14 protein-coding genes are annotated in these 15,916 nt (G+C 68.8%); all 14 read right to left on the bottom strand.

What is annotated here, in order from left to right; genetic code table 11:
- Positions 1-90 precede the first annotated feature (90 nt).
- Positions 91-1,332, bottom strand: coding sequence for an aldo/keto reductase (locus RDU24_RS15050; protein WP_308736598.1), 1,242 nt, complete (start codon positions 1,330-1,332; stop codon positions 91-93).
- Between the two features lie 39 nt (positions 1,333-1,371).
- Entirely contained in the window at positions 1,372-3,180 is a 1,809-nt protein-coding gene (locus RDU24_RS15045) for a 4Fe-4S binding protein (protein ID WP_308736597.1), read from the bottom strand.
- 1 nt (position 3,181) lies between these two features.
- A complete protein-coding gene (locus RDU24_RS15040; RefSeq protein WP_308736596.1) occupies positions 3,182-4,267 on the bottom strand; it encodes a DUF362 domain-containing protein in 1,086 nt (361 codons plus the stop codon).
- Positions 4,264-5,385 (bottom strand): DUF6599 family protein, encoded by a 1,122-nt coding sequence (locus tag RDU24_RS15035; protein WP_308736595.1) that lies wholly within the window; start codon positions 5,383-5,385, stop codon positions 4,264-4,266. Before RDU24_RS15035 ends, RDU24_RS15040 begins: the two co-directional genes overlap by 4 nt.
- Before the next feature lie 23 nt (positions 5,386-5,408).
- Complete coding sequence (locus RDU24_RS15030) at positions 5,409-6,086, bottom strand: hypothetical protein (protein ID WP_308736594.1); 678 nt, start codon at positions 6,084-6,086, stop codon at positions 5,409-5,411.
- A 98-nt stretch (positions 6,087-6,184) separates the two neighbouring features.
- Positions 6,185-7,150 carry a hypothetical protein gene (locus RDU24_RS15025; RefSeq protein WP_308736593.1) on the bottom strand — a complete coding sequence of 322 codons (966 nt, stop codon included), beginning with the start codon at positions 7,148-7,150 and terminating at the stop codon, positions 6,185-6,187.
- A gap of 39 nt (positions 7,151-7,189) precedes the next feature.
- Positions 7,190-8,068 (bottom strand): 3-methyl-2-oxobutanoate hydroxymethyltransferase, encoded by an 879-nt coding sequence (gene panB / locus RDU24_RS15020; RefSeq protein ID WP_308736592.1) that lies wholly within the window; start codon positions 8,066-8,068, stop codon positions 7,190-7,192.
- 185 nt (positions 8,069-8,253) lie between these two features.
- A complete protein-coding gene (gene katG, locus RDU24_RS15015) occupies positions 8,254-10,446 on the bottom strand; it encodes a catalase/peroxidase HPI (RefSeq protein ID WP_308736591.1) in 2,193 nt (730 codons plus the stop codon).
- A 250-nt stretch (positions 10,447-10,696) separates the two neighbouring features.
- A complete protein-coding gene (locus RDU24_RS15010) occupies positions 10,697-11,968 on the bottom strand; it encodes a molybdopterin molybdotransferase MoeA (protein WP_308736590.1) in 1,272 nt (423 codons plus the stop codon).
- Positions 11,969-11,979: 11 nt separating this feature from the next.
- Positions 11,980-12,681 (bottom strand): molybdopterin-guanine dinucleotide biosynthesis protein MobB, encoded by a 702-nt coding sequence (locus RDU24_RS15005; RefSeq protein ID WP_308736589.1) that lies wholly within the window; start codon positions 12,679-12,681, stop codon positions 11,980-11,982.
- A gap of 14 nt (positions 12,682-12,695) precedes the next feature.
- Positions 12,696-13,586, bottom strand: coding sequence for an acetylglutamate kinase (gene argB / locus RDU24_RS15000; protein ID WP_374989789.1), 891 nt, complete (start codon positions 13,584-13,586; stop codon positions 12,696-12,698).
- 305 nt (positions 13,587-13,891) lie between these two features.
- Positions 13,892-14,839 (bottom strand): hypothetical protein, encoded by a 948-nt coding sequence (locus tag RDU24_RS14995; protein ID WP_308736588.1) that lies wholly within the window; start codon positions 14,837-14,839, stop codon positions 13,892-13,894.
- Positions 14,840-15,194: 355 nt separating this feature from the next.
- Complete coding sequence (locus tag RDU24_RS14990; RefSeq protein ID WP_308736587.1) at positions 15,195-15,653, bottom strand: hypothetical protein; 459 nt, start codon at positions 15,651-15,653, stop codon at positions 15,195-15,197.
- A gap of 12 nt (positions 15,654-15,665) precedes the next feature.
- On the bottom strand, positions 15,666-15,916 hold a 251-nt coding region (locus tag RDU24_RS14985; protein ID WP_308736586.1), incomplete at its 5' end, for a hypothetical protein.

The following is a 15,916-nucleotide window of genomic DNA, read 5'->3' as shown; positions in this document are numbered from 1 at the left end:
CGTTTTTGAGACGCTCAACTGGGTATTACAATTCCTCTCTTGGCCGGTCCAGGGGCGCCGCCCCTGGCTCTCCCCTGGCCTGCCCTGCCCTTACGCCAGGGTTTCGCTGGCCTCACGCATGAGCTTGGCGATTTCCAGCCTATGGGGGCAGGCGGCTTCGGCGCGGCTGAAGTCGGCGGTGGCGAGTTTTTGCCGCGTGTCGGCGGGCAGCTCGGCGAAGAGGTTTTGGCCCAGGCCGGGTTCGGAGTAGCCGCGCTGGTACATGAGTCCGCGCATGACTTCCCGCACGGGCAGTCCGCTTGTGGCGTTCTGGCAGATGCTTGCGCAGCCCGCGCAGTAGCCGCCGGTTTCGGCGCAGGCCAGGTCGTGGAGGGCACTGGTTTCCGCGGCGGAGAGGGCGGTCTTGTCGCGCGCGGCGGCCACGTTGGCGGAGAGGATGTTGAGGCTGGGCATCTGCGAGCAGACGCTGGCGATGTGCGGGTTGCCCCACACGGCCTTGAGCTTGGCCTGCTTTTCGGTGAAGCCGCGCTTGAGGAACTGCTCGGCGACCTTGAGTTCGGCCTCGGAGGGGCTGATGGCCGGGCCCATGCCCTGGGTCTTCATGGCCACGAGCCCGATGCCCGCCTTGACGCAGGCGTCGACGGCGGCCTGCATGGCGGGCTTGTGCATGACGTGGATGTTGTAGGTGAACATGATGACGTCGAGCCCGGCGGCGGGGCCGCCCTCCTTGGCGGCGGCCATGAGCAGATCCTCCATGTTGGAGTGGGTGCTGAAGCCGAAGAACCGCATCTTCCCGGCCTTTTTCATGTCCGCGGCCCAGGCGCGGATCTTCGGCGTGAGCGGGCTCATGGAGTCGATGCCGTGCACGAAGAACAGGTCGACGTAGTTGGTGTTCAGGCGCGCCAGGGACTTTTCGAAGCGATCGGGGAAGGTGTCCAGGCCTTCGCGCGGGGTCAGCTTGGTGACGAGGAAGACGTCCTTGCGGCGATCGGGGTTCTTGGCGAAGAAGCGGCCGAAGCCTTCCTCGGACTGGCCCCGGCCATAGTACTCGGCAGTGTCCCAGTAGGTCACGCCCCAGTTGAGCGCCTGGCGCAGCAGGAGCTGGTTGTTGATGGTGTCGAACATGCCGCCCAGGGCCAGGGTGGGAACCTCCACGCCGGTCTTGCCGAGCATGCGTTTCGGCATTGGGCCAAGCGCCGTGGGGGCGGCCAGGGCTTCGCCCGTGGCGGCGGTCATGGCCAGGGCTGGGGCAGCGGCAGCGGCTGCGGCGCCCAGGCCCAGGGTCTTGAGGAAGTTCCTGCGGGACTGGCCTTGCGGGTTCTTTGCGGACATGGCGCGCCTCCTTTGGCGTTTTCTGGTGACGTTGTGGTGTCAGACGAGCATGCGCCCCGGTCCGGAGCGCGACTCGTTCTCATAGCTCACGCGGACGCCGCGCAGGCCGGCGATGGGGCATTCGTGCTCGCACACGCCGCAGCCGATGCAGCGGGCGGGATCGACGTAGGGTTTCTGCAGGCGGACGACGACCTCCACCGCGCTGCCGGGCGCGAGCTTCCAGCCCTGCCTGGGGTCGGGCTCGGCGTCGAGGGTCAGGGTCTGGCCCTTCTCGGCCCAGATGACGGCGTTGATGCGCCGCAGGCCCGTTTCCGGGGAGTTCATGGAGTTCAGCCCGGCGGGCCGCAGGTGGTAGTCGCCGCTGCCCAGGTTCACCGTGGGATTGGGCAGGCTTGCGAGGCTGAGCTTGCGGCCCTCGGCGGCCACGATGTCGGCCTGGCCGAAGCGGATAGGCTCGAAGAAGGTGCGCGTGTGGATGGCCTTGGGGCTCACCGGGCACAGCTCCTGGCAGACCAGGCAGGGACGCTCGAAGGCCCAGGGCAGGCAGCGCGAGCGGTCGAAGAAGGCCGTGCCCAGGCGCACCGGGCCCTTGGCCGCGAACTTGCCCTGCCCGAGCTTCTCGTCCAGCGTCAGGGGCCGGATGGCCGCGGTGGGGCAGACGTTGCCGCAGGCCACGCAGTGCACCTGGCAGCCGCTGGTGCCCAGGCGATAGTTCAGCACAGGGGTCCACAGGCCCTCCAGCCCGGCCTCGCCCAGCGCGGGCTGGATGACGTTTGTGGGGCACACGCGCATGCACTGGCCGCAGCGCAGGCAGAGCGAGAGGAAGCGCGCCTCGTCGAGCGAGCCCGGCGGGCGGATGAGCAGCGGATTCTTGCCGGTATCGGCCAGGCCGCCGATGGTCCAGATGGGCGTGGACAGCGCCCCGGCCAGCGCGGCGAACAGAAAGCCCCGGCGCGAGGGCTCGGGCAGGTGCTCCTCACCGGCGGCGGAGGGTTGCCCGGCAAAGGTCATGCGTCCTTGCGGGCAGGCGTCCAGGCAGTTCATGCACATGAGGCACTCGCTGACCACAAGCCTGCCGGACGGGCTGCACGCGCCCTCGCAGTAGGTGTCGCACAGGGTGCAGTTGCCGCAAGGGGACTCGGTCTTGCCCACGCGCCACGGCGCGAAGCGGTTCAGCAGGCCGAACAGCGCGCCCAGCGGGCAGACATAGCGGCAGAAAAAGCGCGGCTTCAGGAAATTGAGCCCCAGGATGGCGGCGAACACGGCCAGGAGCAGCCAGGCCGAGGCGTAGTGCCGGGGCTTGAGGAACAGGGCCTGGAACCCGGCGTCGACAACGGGAGCGATGGTCATGTTCAGCGAGCGGAACACCAGCGGCAGGGGGTCGAGCAGGCCCGTCTGCAGGCTGCCGAAGCAGGCCGCGCCCAGCAGGAACACCAGCACGTAGTACTTGGCCGCCTGCCAGGGGCTGTGGCGGTTGTCGGCCAGGCGGGCGCGCAGGGCCTGTCCGCGCGCGCCCGGGATATCGGCCGTCACACGACTGGCCAGCCAGCCCACGGCCTGGTTGAGCGCGCCAAGCGGACACGCGAAGCCGCAGAACACCCGGCCCAGGAAGGCCGTGAGGATGATGACCGGCACGGCCCAGAGCAGCGGCGCGTACCACGTGCGCGTGGCCAGCAGCGTGCCCAGGGCGGTGAGCGGGTCGAGCTGGAGGATGAAGTTCACCGGCCAGCCGGACAGCCGCCAGAAGCTCGCGCCCAGGGTGGCCACGGCGCAGAGCCACAGCGTGAGCAGCACGAAGAAAACCTGGGAGATGCGGCGGGCGACAACGATGCGGATGTCGATGCGCATGTCAGGCCCCCAGGTCCAGGAAGTGGGGGTTCAAGGCCTTGTAGTCCGCGCTGCCCGCGCCCGCGGTCTCGGCCAGCTTGATGTACGGGGCCTCGGCCACGGCGCGCCCCAGCAGCTCCATGCCGAAGCTGTCCGCCGCCACGGGGTCGGTGCTCACGGCCATGACGTGCATGGCCTTCAGGTCCGACAGGGAGCCCCCGGTGGGGCCGTTGGTCAGCATGACCGTCATGCCGTCCACCACGCACAGGGTGGGCCGCGCCAAGAGCGCCAACTCGGCGATGACGCCGTTGATGTCCTGGTGGAACACGTTGCGGCGCCCGCCCAGCAGGCCGTAAAAGTTCTTCAGGGTCATGGAGGCCACGGCGCGGTGGTGGTCCTTCACCGGCGAGAGCGCGATGAACTTCGTGATCCCCTTGAAGGCCCCGGCCAGGGCGGGCCAGTCGCGGATGAGCCGACCGCCGACATCGCCGGAGGGGGCCACGGTCACCGGGGCGAACAGGTTCTCATTGGGCAGAATGACCTTGGCCCCGCTTTTGGCGGCGGCCTCGGCGATGCCGGTGAGCGCGAAACAGCTCTCCGGGCTGTGGACAGGGTTGTCCGTCAGCGCCACGGAGGCCGCCCCTGCGGACAGGCACAGGCTGGTCACGGCGGCCACCAGGTCCGGGTGGGTGGTGGCGCCCAGAAGCGGCGAGGTGGCGAAGGCCGCGTTGACCTTGAGCAGCACGCGGTCGCCGGGCTTGATGAACGCGCCAAGCCCCCCCAGCGACGCCAGGGCGCGCTCCAGCATGGCCTTGCGGTCCGGCTGGCCCTGGGGGTTCGCCCGCACGATCGCCATGCGCCCAGGCTTGCCGCGCAGTTCGGGCAGGGAATAGTCGCCCAGGCCCTTGGCCGAGGCCTTGCCGCCGAACAGGTCGGACGCCGGTGGCCCGGACCGGTCCAGCAGGGACGCGGCCAGCCCCACGCCCGTAAGCGCGATGGCCGAGGCCCCGGCAGCCCGCTTCAGAAAGTCGCGGCGCGACAATTCATTCGACGACGGGTCGCGCGTTAGCGAATCCTGCGGAGGCATGTCGTGTTCCGGTGCGCTCATTTGCCCGCCCCCTTGGCCTTCAATGCTTCGCCCAGCGCCGCGTCCATGGCAGCGGCCAGCTTCAGCGCCGTGGGCAGGTCCGGGGCCTCGTGCACGCCCGCCAGCCACTGCCCGCGCGTGAACAGCACCTCCACGCCGATGCCCTCCAGCGCCAGGACGACAGCCCCGACCGGAGCGCTTGGCGGCGTCTGCTCAACAAAGCCGTTGTCTGTCAGGAAGCGCCGGTACAGCGCCAGCTGGGCCTTGGCCTCGGCGGCGTCCTTGCGGCGCGAGAGCAGCCCGGCGGCCCCGCCGAAACTCGCGTCGTACTCCGCCGTGTAGATGTTGGTCAGCCCCTGGCAGCCGAAGGCGTCGGCCACGGCCAGGCGGATGCTGTCGGCCTTGAGGCCGGGCCTGGGGAACAGGTCCGGCGGCGCGATATCGGCGCTGGGCTTGGCGTTCGGCTTCTCCCCGGCGGCGGCCCCGGCTGGGGGCGCGAGCCCGTCCAGCACGGCCTTGGCCAGGGCTTCCAGCGCCTGCCGCTGGCCTGCGCGGTCGCCGATGACCTCCAGGTAGTTGGGGCCGCTGGTCAGGAACAGGGCGTTCTCGGTGAAGTAGGCGTTCTTGGCCAGGGCGCTCTGGGCGGCTCCGGGCCTGCGCTGGCCGCTGAACACGGCGAAGGCCGCGTCCGGCGACTTCATGCGGTAGAGGAACAGCTCCACCCGGCCCGGCCCGGCCTGGTAACTGCGGCAGGCCATGGCCGCGAACCCGGCGGCCAGGTACAGCTCGGCCTTGCCGTTGATCTTGTCCGAGAGGGTGGTGGGATTGAAGGACTCGGCCGAGGCCAGAGCCTTCACGCCCGGCACGGCGTCTGGAAGAAGGCTGGCCAGGCTGGCCGGTTTGGCGCCGGGAGCGGCGGCCTCGGCAGGTGCGGCGGCACCCGGCTCAGTGGCCGCCGGGCCGGGGGCCGGGGCCGAGGCGCCGGCCTTGGGCGCGGGCGCGCGCAGGGACACCACCACCGCCGGGTTCAGGCGCGGCTGCTGGAGCAGCAGATACGCGGCGAGGGCGCAGAGCACCGCCAGCACGGCCCTTGAGGCCAGGCGCTGCCCGGTGCTGATGTCTCTCTTGCGTCCGGCCATGGCGGCGGCTTCCTCCGTGCTTGCTACTTCGCCGTGCGCACGCCCTTTTCGAGGTCAAAGACCGGGGCCAGCCGCCCTTCCTCGCGCAGCACGTCCTCCAGGTTCCGGTTCAGCAGCTCCCCGTTGACGGACAGGAAGCGCAGCTCGCCGGTGAGCACAAGGCCTGCGGCCTCGGCCTTCTTGAGCCCCGCCAGCGCGGCGCTGTAATGCCCCGCGGCCTTGCGGCCATGAAACTGGCTGCGCCACTTGAGCCAGGCCTCGGGGGTGCTGCCGGGCGCGGTGACGAACACCGCGTGGCTAACCTTGCCGGGGCAGTCCTCCTCAAGCGTCAGGCTGAATTCGTAGGGGACGAGCACCTTGCGGGACGAAATCTCCCGGACGCGCTCCAGCTCGCCCTTCTCGATGAGCCAGGCGGTGGGGCAGGCGCGCGTGCGGACATAGGCCGAGATGGGACCATACACTCCTTTGGGCGCGTCTTCGTCGGCGGTGAAGAGCGCGTTGAGCACCGCGGGCGAGGGCTGGTAGGGCACGAGGTCGCCCTCCTGGCGCAGCTCCTGGGCCTTTTGGCTCAGCACATGCTTGTTCTCGGGCAGCCGTGGCTCCGGCAAGGGCTCCCTGGCCAGGGCGGGCAGGGCCAGGGCGCACAGGGCGCAGGCAATGGCGAGCAGGGTCAAGGCTTTCGGGGCGGCGCGGCGGGGCATGGTCCCTCCGATGGTTGGCGGTGGGGGACGGAATTTCAGATTACGAAGAATAGAGAAAGGGGCGGCGAAGGTCAAGGAGGGAGGGTTGGCTCGCGGGGCTAGCCCCAGAGCGCGTAGCCCAGCGTCACGACGAGGATGCTCGCCACCCGCAGGGCCTGGTTGGAGAGGATCAGGTTCATGGCCAGGCCGGGCTTGAAGATGCCCGCGTAGTACGGGAACTGGTGGCGGATGGCCCGCACCGGCGAGGACAAAATGTTGCCCACCAGCAGCGCCAGCACCAGCTGCTTGGTGGTCAGCCCGCCGGTGGCCACCAGCGCGCCCGCCGCCGCGTACCCGGCCGTGGTCTCCGCCGCCATGTGGAAGCCGATGACGCCCATGGCCTGGGGCGGCAGCCAGGACAGGAACGCGACGTTCTCGGCCATCCAGGTCTCCATGGCGTCGAACGCGCCCCAGCGCTTGAGGAAGAACATGGCCACGTAAATGGGGATGGTGTAGTAGACCATGCGCGGCAGGCGGCGCTTGAAGCGCTTCCAGGTCTTGTCCAGGGCCGCGCGCCAGTCCCATTTCTTGTCCTCGGAGAGCAGGCAGGCCACGCAGCCCTCGGGCAGCGGCGGCAGCGTCAGCCGCCCCAGGACCACGATGCCCACCGTGCGCAGCAGCGCAGCAGCCACGGTCAGGCTCACGTAGAACACCGCCGCCTGGCCGATGAAGGGCGCGGCGATGAAGAACAGCGTGGGCAGGTGCAGAAAGTACGTGGGCAGGCTGTTGAAGAGATTCGACAGCACCACCTCGCGGCGGGTCATGTCGCCCTTTTCGTGGGCCTCGGCCAGCATGGCGTTGGCCGCCGCGCCGGAGAAGAACGCCAGGGAGAAGCTGGCCCCGGCCACGTCCTTGAGCCGCCCCAGGCGCACCAGCGGCTGCGCGATCCTGGCCACGGCGCGGGTCCATTGCAGGGCCTCGATGAGCGTGCCCACGAACAGGCCGACGCTCACGGACATGAGCAGGCGCGAGAGCGGCACGGCGAGGCCGTGCCAAAGCACGGGAACGGTGAGCGCGTCGCCCATCAGATCACATCACGTTTCGTTGGTGCGTGCATGGGCGGCTTAGTCGTCCCCGTACTCGGAGGAGGCCTGGAACTCCGCCAGCTCGTCCGCGGCCATGCGCCGGGTCTGGGCCTCCGCCGGGAAGGCGCCGCCGCGCACCTCGGCGCAATAGGCGCTCAGGGCCTCGCGGGCCGGGGTCCAGAGGTCGGCGTACTGCTTGACGAAGCTGGGCCGCAGGCCCGGGCACAGGCCCAAGACGTCGTGGAACACCAGCACCTGGCCGTCGCAGTCCGGCCCGGCCCCGATGCCGATGGTGGGGATGTCAATCTCCGCCGTGATGCGCGCCGCAACCTCCGCGGGAACGGCCTCCAGCACCAGGGCGAAGCACCCGGCCCCGGCCAGGGCGTGGGCGTCGGCCAGAAGCTTCCTGGCGGCGCGGGCGGTCTTGCCCTGGGCCTTGAAGCCGCCCAGCCGCGCGATCTGCTGCGGGGTCAGCCCCAGGTGGCCCATGACCGGGATGCCCGCGGAGAGCATGGCCTTGATGTGCGGGACGAACTCCGCCCCGCCCTCCAGCTTCACGGCGCGGGCCCCGGCCTCCTGCAGGAAGCGCCCGGCGTTGGCCACCGCCGTCTCGATGCCGGTCTGGTAGGACAGAAACGGCATGTCGCCCACGAGCAGCGCGTTTTTGACGGCGCGGGCGGCCGCCCTGGTGTGGTGCAGCATGTCGGCCATGGTCACGCCCAGGGTGTCCGGCAGGCCCAGGCAGACGTTGCCCAGGCTGTCGCCCACGAGGATGACGTCGGCCCCGGCCTCGTCGGCCAGCAGTCCGGTGGGGTAGTCGTAGGCCGTAAGCACGGCGAGTTTCCGTTGCCCCTTGGCGGCCAGGATGTCCGGGGCGGTGAGCTGGCGCTTGGGGCTTGCGGCGGTCTGTTCGCTCATGTCGTTCTCCTTCGCGTTCACTGCGGCCAGCCGGAAGGGGCGGCTCCGCAGCCTGGGCAATTAGCCCCGGCGCGGGCGAGCGTCAAGTATCGTTCTTCGTGTCACAAGCGACGGGAACGGGGACGAGGCCAGGCGCACCGCCCTGCCCCGCCCCCGTTCGTTGATCCGCTGAAGATGTGGCCGACCTAGGCCAAGTCAAAGCGGTCGAGGTTCATGACCTTGGTCCAGGCCTTGACGAAGTCCGCCACGAACTTCTCCCTGGAATCAGCACAGGCATAGACCTCGGAGATGGCCCGCAGCTGCGAGTTCGACCCGAAGACCAGGTCCACCCGCGTGCCGGTCCACTTGAGTTGGCCCGAGGCGCGGTCGCGGCCCTCGTACAGCTGCTCGTCCTTGGTGGCGCTCCACACGGTGGCCATGTCCAGCAGGTTCACGAAGAAGTCGTTGCTGAGCGTACCGACGCGCGCGGTGAAGACCCCCTGCCCGGCGTTCCCGTGGTTGGCGCCCAGCACCCGCAGGCCGCCCACCAGCACCGTCATTTCCGGCGCGGTCAGGGTCAGCAGCTGCGCGCGGTCGATGAGCATCTCCTCGGCCGTCACGGAGTATTTCGCCTTGAGGAAGTTGCGGAAGCCGTCGGCCTTCGGCTCCAGCACGCCGACGGAATGCACGTCGGTCTGCTCCTGCGTGGCGTCGGTGCGTCCGGGAGTAAAGGGTACCGTGACCGGGCAGCCCGCCGCCTTGGCCGCCGCCTCCACGGCCGAGCAGCCGCCCAGCACGATCAGGTCAGCCAGGGAGATACGCTTGCCTCCGGTTTGGGCCTGGTTGAACTCCGCCTGGAGCTTCTCCAGGGTTGTGAGCACCGCCGCAAGCTCGGCGGGCTGGTTCACCGCCCAGTCTTTCATGGGGGCCAGGCGAATGCGCGCGCCGTTGGCTCCGCCACGCTTGTCCGAACCTCGGAAGGTGGACGCCGAGGCCCAGGCCGTGGTGACCAGCTGGGGCACGGACAGGCCGCACGCCAGAAGCTTGGCCTTGAGCGACGCGATGTCCGCCGCATCCACCACGGGATGCGTGAGCGGGGGCACAGGGTCCTGCCACAGCAGGGCCTCGCTTGGCACCATGGAGCCCAGATAGCGCGAGCGCGGCCCCAGGTCTCGGTGGGTCAGCTTGAACCAGGCCCGGGCGAAGGCGTCTGCGAATTCCTTGGGATGTTTAAGGAAATGCCGGGCAATGGGCTCGTAGATGGGGTCGAAGCGCAGCGAAAGGTCCGCCGTGGTCATCATGGGCCGGTGTTTCTTGTCCGGGTCGTGTGCGTCGGCGATCATGTCCGAGGGGGCCACGTCCTTGGCCAGCCACTGGTTCGCCCCGGCCGGACTCTTCACCAGCTCCCACTCGTACTGGAACAGGATGCGCAGGTAGCCGAGGTCCCACTTGGTCGGGTTCGGCTTCCAGGCCCCTTCCAGGCCGCTGCCGATGGCGTCCCCGCCCTTGCCGCTGCCGAAGCTGCTCTTCCAGCCCAGTCCCTGCTCCTCGAGGGGCGCACCTTCCGGCTCGCGGCCCACATGCGTGGCCGGGCCCGCGCCGTGGCATTTGCCGAAGGTGTGCCCGCCCGCGACCAGGGCCACGGTTTCCTCGTCGTTCATGGCCATGCGCTCGAAGGTGGTGCGCACGTCACGGCCCGAGGCCACGGGATCGGGATTGCCGTTGGGGCCCTCCGGGTTCACGTAGATCAGGCCCATCTGCACGGCGGCCAGCGGGTTGTCCAGCTCCCTGTCGCCGGAATAGCGGCTGTCGCCGAGCCAGGCGTCCTCCGCGCCCCAATAGATGTCGAGCTCCGGCTCCCAGACGTCCTCGCGGCCGCCGCCGAAGCCAAAGGGCTTGAGCCCCATGGACTCGATGGCGCAGGTGCCGGCCAGGACCATGAGGTCGGCCCAGGAGATCCTGCGGCCATACTTCTGCTTGATGGGCCAGAGCAGCCTGCGGGCCTTGTCCAGGTTCACGTTGTCCGGCCAGCTGTTCAGCGGAGCCAGGCGCTGGCTGCCGGAACCCGCCCCGCCACGGCCGTCGCCCACGCGGTAGGTGCCCGCGCTGTGCCAGGCCATGCGGATGAACAGGGGACCGTAGTGGCCGTAGTCCGCGGGCCACCAGTCCTGGGAGTCCCTCATCAGCAGGAAGATATCCTGCTTCAGCGCCTCCAGGTCGAGCTTCTTGAACTCCTCGGCGTAGTTGAAGTCCCCGCCCATGGGGTTGGACTTGGCGGAATGCTGGTGCAGGATGTCCAGCCGCAACTGGTTGGGCCACCAGTCCCGGTTGGAAGTGCCGCCGCCGGCGACCTGGCGTGCGGACATGCCCGTCACCGGGCATTTTGTTTCGGTACCCATATGGCTGTCCTCCTGTGGCATTAGAAGTAATCAGTCTCAGCCAATACCACAGTATGAACGTAAGTCCAATCCATGTTGGAAGCTGGTTGCCTTGGGCCTGGCGCGAAAGGATAAGGGCGGTTTCAGGCAGCTGGACTGCTGGGCCGCTGGCGGGAATCCGTCGTGGGCGTTGGCTGCGGCCAGGAGCCGACGGTATGGCGCCAGGGGAGGGAGAGAGGCGTCCGGTGGACGATCCGGCTTCCAGCCGTTGCTACAGCAGGTGCACCGGTGCAAGCGCGCCCTTGTACAGCCCCTCGGCGTTGGCGGGCACGGCCACAAGGCCGTCCGCGTCGAGCAGGGTCTTCAGCAGGCCGGACTTGCCGAGCACCGGGTGCGCCAGGGGCACCGCGCCGGGCCGGGCCTCCAGCCGCACGCGCACGAAGTCCTCGCGCCCGGGGCGGCTGGCGATGTTGCGGGCCAGCTCCACCAGGAATGGCGGCGGCGCGACGCTCAAGGCGGAGGCATCCCCCGCCAGGTGGCGCAGGAAGGGCTTCACCAGCACGGCCATGACCACCTGGGCCGAGGTCACCTGGCCGGGCAGGCCGAGAATGGCCTTGCCCCCGGCCCTGGCCAGGATGGTGGGCTTGCCGGGGCTCATGGCGATGCCGTGGGCCAAGATTTCCGCGCCGGGCTGGGCCTGCATGGCCGCCACCGAGTGGTCGCGCGCGCCGAGAGAGCTTCCTCCGGACACGAGCACCACGTCGCAGCGCTCAAGGGCGCTCGCCAGGGCCTGCGTCAGCCGTGGCAGGTCGTCGGGCACGATGCCGAGCGCCACGGCCTCCGCACCGGCCTCATGCGCCAGGCAGCACAGCGCGCTCGCGTTCACGTCGCGGATCTGGCCGGGGCGCGGGGTGGCCTCGGCCGGGACCAGCTCGTCGCCGGTGGACAGCACGCCCACGCGCGGCCTCCTGCCCACGCCGATCTCCATGACGCCCAGCGCCGCCAGCAGCCCGATGTCCTGGGCGCGCAGGGTGCGGCCCGCAGGCAGGGCGATGTCGCTGGCGCGCACGTCCTCGCCGGGGAGCATGACGTTCTCGCCTGGGGCTGCGGTCTTTCGCACCTCAATGGCGTTTGCGCCCAATTCCCCTGTGTGCTCCACCATGACCACGGCGTCGGCGCCCTCGGGCAGGCTGCCGCCGGTGGGGATGCGCGCTGCCTGGCCGGACTTCAGGCTGACGCCGCCCGCGCCGCCCGCCCAGTCGATGCGCAGGTCGGCCACGCAGTCCACGTAGGCCGGGTTGGTCTCGGTGGCGCCGAACACGTCGCGGGCGCTGAGCGCGTAGCCGTCCATGCAGGCGCGCGCGGTGCGGGGCAGGTCCTCGGGCGCGGCCACGTCGCGTGCCAGCACGCGGCCCAGGGCCTGCCCGAGGGCGCAGTCCTCGCTGGCCAGGGGCGCGAAGGAGGACAGGAGCGCGGCGAACTCGGCGCGGCTCACGACCTTCAAAAAGCCGTGTCCGTCCAGTGTCTTGGCGGGTGCGGTCATGCGTTTCCGGCTCAGCCCAGCTGGATGTCCACGGGGCCGGGGCCGAAGCCCTTGAGCTCGCGCAGCATGCCCAGGATGCCGCCGCGCAGCATGCGTTCGATGAACGGGTTCAGCGCCAGGGGCTGGCCGTTGATGTTGATCTTGAGCGCGCCGTTCATGGCCACGCAGTCGGCCTCGGTGGCGTCTCCGGCCACGATCTCCGCGGCCAGGGCGCGGCAGTTGGGCCGGCCGCAGCCGCCGCAGTCCAGCCCGGGCAGCAGGAAGCCGCCGTTGGCCGCGATGCGCGCCAGGCCCGCGATGTCGCGGGTGGCCATGACCCCTTCCAGGGCCACGTCGCCGTAGGCGGCCAGGGCCAGCTCGGGGTCCAGGTCGCCCGCTGTGGCCTCGTCGGGCGCGATGATGATGCGCGGCATGACGCCCAGGGTCTTGCCGCCCTCAAGCACAAGGATGTCGGTTCCCACCAGGGGCACGAGGTCGGTGAGCGGCTTCTCGCCGGGCCAGGACACGAAGCTGCCGCCGGGCGAGAACCCCAGGACCATGTCCGCCACGTCGCGGAAGCGCGCGGTGTCGGTGTCGGGCTTCTCGTCAAAACCATGGTGCGAGTGCTTGGCCAGGGTGACGGTGTGGCCTTGGGCCTTCAGGGCTTGGGCCAGCTCCATGGCCAGGGTGGTCTTGCCGGATTTCTTGTAGCCGACGACGGCGATGGCGCGCATGTGTGCTCCTCGTGCTAGCGGGTGATTTCGGTGCCGATGCCGCAGGTGGTGAACATTTCAAGCAGGACGCAGTTCTCCACGCGCCCGTCGATGATGTGGACCTTCTCCACGCCGCCCAGCACCGCCTCCAGGCAGCACTGCAGCTTGGGGATCATGCCCCCCACCACCACGCCGCGCTCGATGGCCTCGAAGGCCTGGGTGCTGGTCATGGAGGGGATGAGCCTCTTGTCGCAGTCCAGCACGCCGGGCACGTCGGTCAACAGGTGCAGGCGCTTGGCGCGCATGGCCGCAGCCACGGCCCCGGCCACGGAGTCGGCGTTGATGTTGTACGTCTGGCCCTTGTCGTCCACGCCCACGGGCGCGATGACCGGGATGATGCCCACGCCCATGAGCGACTTGAGCACGCTGGTCTCGATGCTCAGCACCTCGCCCACCATGCCGAGGTCGATGATCTCGGGGGGGGCGGTTGCGGACTCCACCGCCAGCTCCTTCTTCTCGGCGCGGATGAGCATGCCGTCCTTGCCGGACAGGCCCACGGCGCGCCCCCCGGCCAGGTTGATGAGGTTGACGATCTCCTTGTTGACCTTGCCCACCAGCACCATCTCCACCACGTCCATGGTGGCGCCGTCGGTGACGCGCAGGCCCTGGCGGAAATGCGACTCGATGTTGAGCGCTTTCAGCATCTTGCCGATCTGCGGGCCGCCGCCGTGCACGATGATGGGGTTGACCCCGACGTACTTCAGCAGCACCACGCTGCGAGCGAAGCTCTGCTTCAGCGTCTCGTCGATCATGGCGTTGCCGCCGTACTTGATGACCACGGTCTGCCCGGCGAACTCGCGGATGTAGGGCAGGGTCTCGATGATCAGGCGCGCGCGCTCGGCCTCGCGGGCCAGGTCGCGGGGCATGGCCGTGGGGCAGGCGGGCGCCTCGGCGTGGGGATCGGCGAGCGGGTTGGCAGGCGGGCAGGCGAAATCGCCCTTGGGGGCGTCGTGCTTGGACATGGCGGGACCTCCGGGGAAACAAATGGCGCGGGCGCGGGGCCATGCCCGACAATCGCGCGAGAGCGGATATTCGCCCCGGCGGGCGGTTATGTCAATATGGACAGGCGAAATGCCGCGCCAGGCTGGACCGGGGCCGGGCACACCGGGCCGCTTGCCATGCCAGCAGCCCGAGGGCTTGCGTCAGGGGGCAGAAGGCGGCGCAGCTCGGCTCATGGCTCCCTGTTGCGGAACTCCTGGCCGCGTTTCCAGACGTCTTCCTCCACGTCGAGCCGCCAGCCGGTGGACACCAGGGTCCTGGCGACCTTGTCGAGCGTCACCTCGTAGCGGTACAGGTCCGCGCGCCGCTCATCGGGATCCTTGGCCGCAGGGTTCAGGTCCGTTGACATGGCCTCGAAGACGAAGGCCCCGTTGCGGTCGTCCTCGCCAGGCGCGGAGAGGATGCGCACGGCGCTCCACCACTGCCGGGCCTCCAGCACACGCACGACGCGCCGCCCACCCTCGCCTTTCTGCGCCAGGGCCACCAGCAGGGGGCTGCGCGGCAGGTCGCGCACCTTGACCTCGCCGAGGCGAAGCCCCCCGTCGCCCATGTTGGCCTCAAGCACACGAAAGCTCATGGCCCGGGTTTCGCGCTGGGTGACAACGTAGCTCCGGGACATCATCTTGGCGGTTTCGGACTGGGGGACTGGCGCGAGAACCTCCACCATCTCGCGTCCGTTGCCGTCCAGGCTCCGCAGCACCGGCGGGTCCGCGCCGAGGTCGAGCTCAACTGTGGCGTTGTGCATCCGGCCGCCCGGCTTGACCGTGAGGCGGTCGGCCCAATAACGGCAGGTGTCACCCGCGTTCCGGTCCTTGGAATACCCCGGCGCGGGACGCAGGTTGTCCCAGCGCGCGGCGGCTGGACCACGCAAGAGCATGTAGGCGGAATCCGGCAGGGACTCGTTCTCCACATAGGCCGCAAGAAGCCGCACTCCCTTGCCTTCGGCCTCGGGCGCAGTGATGAGCGTTACGCTATGCCTACCGCAACCATGCCAAATTCCCTTGAATTCACCAGAGCAAAACACGCGCACAGCGAGGTCGTCGTCCACGCGCGGGTATTCCGCCCTGGCCCAGGTGGGCAGGAGCAGGCAGAGGCAGAATAGAATGCAGAGCTTTCGCATGAGCGCCTCCATTGCCGCCAGCCACCGGGTGAGGGCGGCTGGCGGCGCTATTCCAATCACTTTCTTTTAAACACGGCAAGGTGGACGTGGTCCCAGTGCCTTTTAACCTCGGGATGACCCGGCGATAGTTCTGTCAACTTAGTTGGATCCTTCTCGTTTCTGAAAAATCCGCCATAGGGCGAGATAAACGCCTGAACATTGGTGTCCTGCTCGGCCTTGGACTGCATCTCCGCCACTTGGCGGCGCAACTCGGCGTCATCGGGACCGCCCTTGTACCAGTCGTTGGCCGAGGGCGGCTAAAGCAGCTTGGACTGCCGGGACTTGGGGCCTTTCTTCTTGGGAGCGCCCTTGAAGGTCACGGCTCTCTTGGGAGCCTCACGGTGCTTTGGCTGCGTTGCGGAAGAACGTACGGATAGGGTTTTAGAACCTGTCCGAAGGCCTTGTAGAACGCATCGTAATCTTTCACAGGAGGAATAAAATCATGATGCGGCACAACCCCAAACGGTGAAGCATTAAAGTAAAGCTCAATGGTGCTGACGAGAGCATGCGCCCCCTGGCTTTCTTCGCTATGCCCAACTTGAAGCACCCAACAACCCCACAATGACGGCTTCTCCCACCGTTCCTGTTCCACTCCCTCGCCGCTGTAAGTAGACGGGCCGCAAATCGCCCGCACCTGGGAGATGGTCATGCCAACCTGCACCTTGTCCCACTCCGCAGGATAACCTGTGTGCAGACGCAGGGCCACCAACGAAGTGGCGAGCGCCACGGCAAGGAGGCAGGAAAGCCAACGCCAGAAGGCGGGAGGTGCCGTCATGTATACCCCGTATTATTGTTTGCCGACGTTACGCTCTGTGTGTCGCCAGAAGGTCACCTTGTTCTTGTGCTCTGGCCTGAAGCCCCAGTTGTTTTCAATGACATGACCGTATGCAGGGGAGAATCTGTCTGCCGTCGTGACTGAAATCGTCTTGCCCTCGCCGCTCACGATGCCAACATGCTCTGCGCTCGCCGCGATATCACCCGGCTGTGGGGTTTCGCCATTCTCCGTGCGCACCCTCTCATAGCCCGGCACCTTGCCCT

It is taken from the genome of Humidesulfovibrio sp. (genome assembly GCF_031082295.1).
Lineage (GTDB): Bacteria > Desulfobacterota > Desulfovibrionia > Desulfovibrionales > Desulfovibrionaceae > Humidesulfovibrio.
Note: the sequence above shows the minus strand (reverse complement) of the source record. Positions and strands in the feature narration are given on the sequence as shown.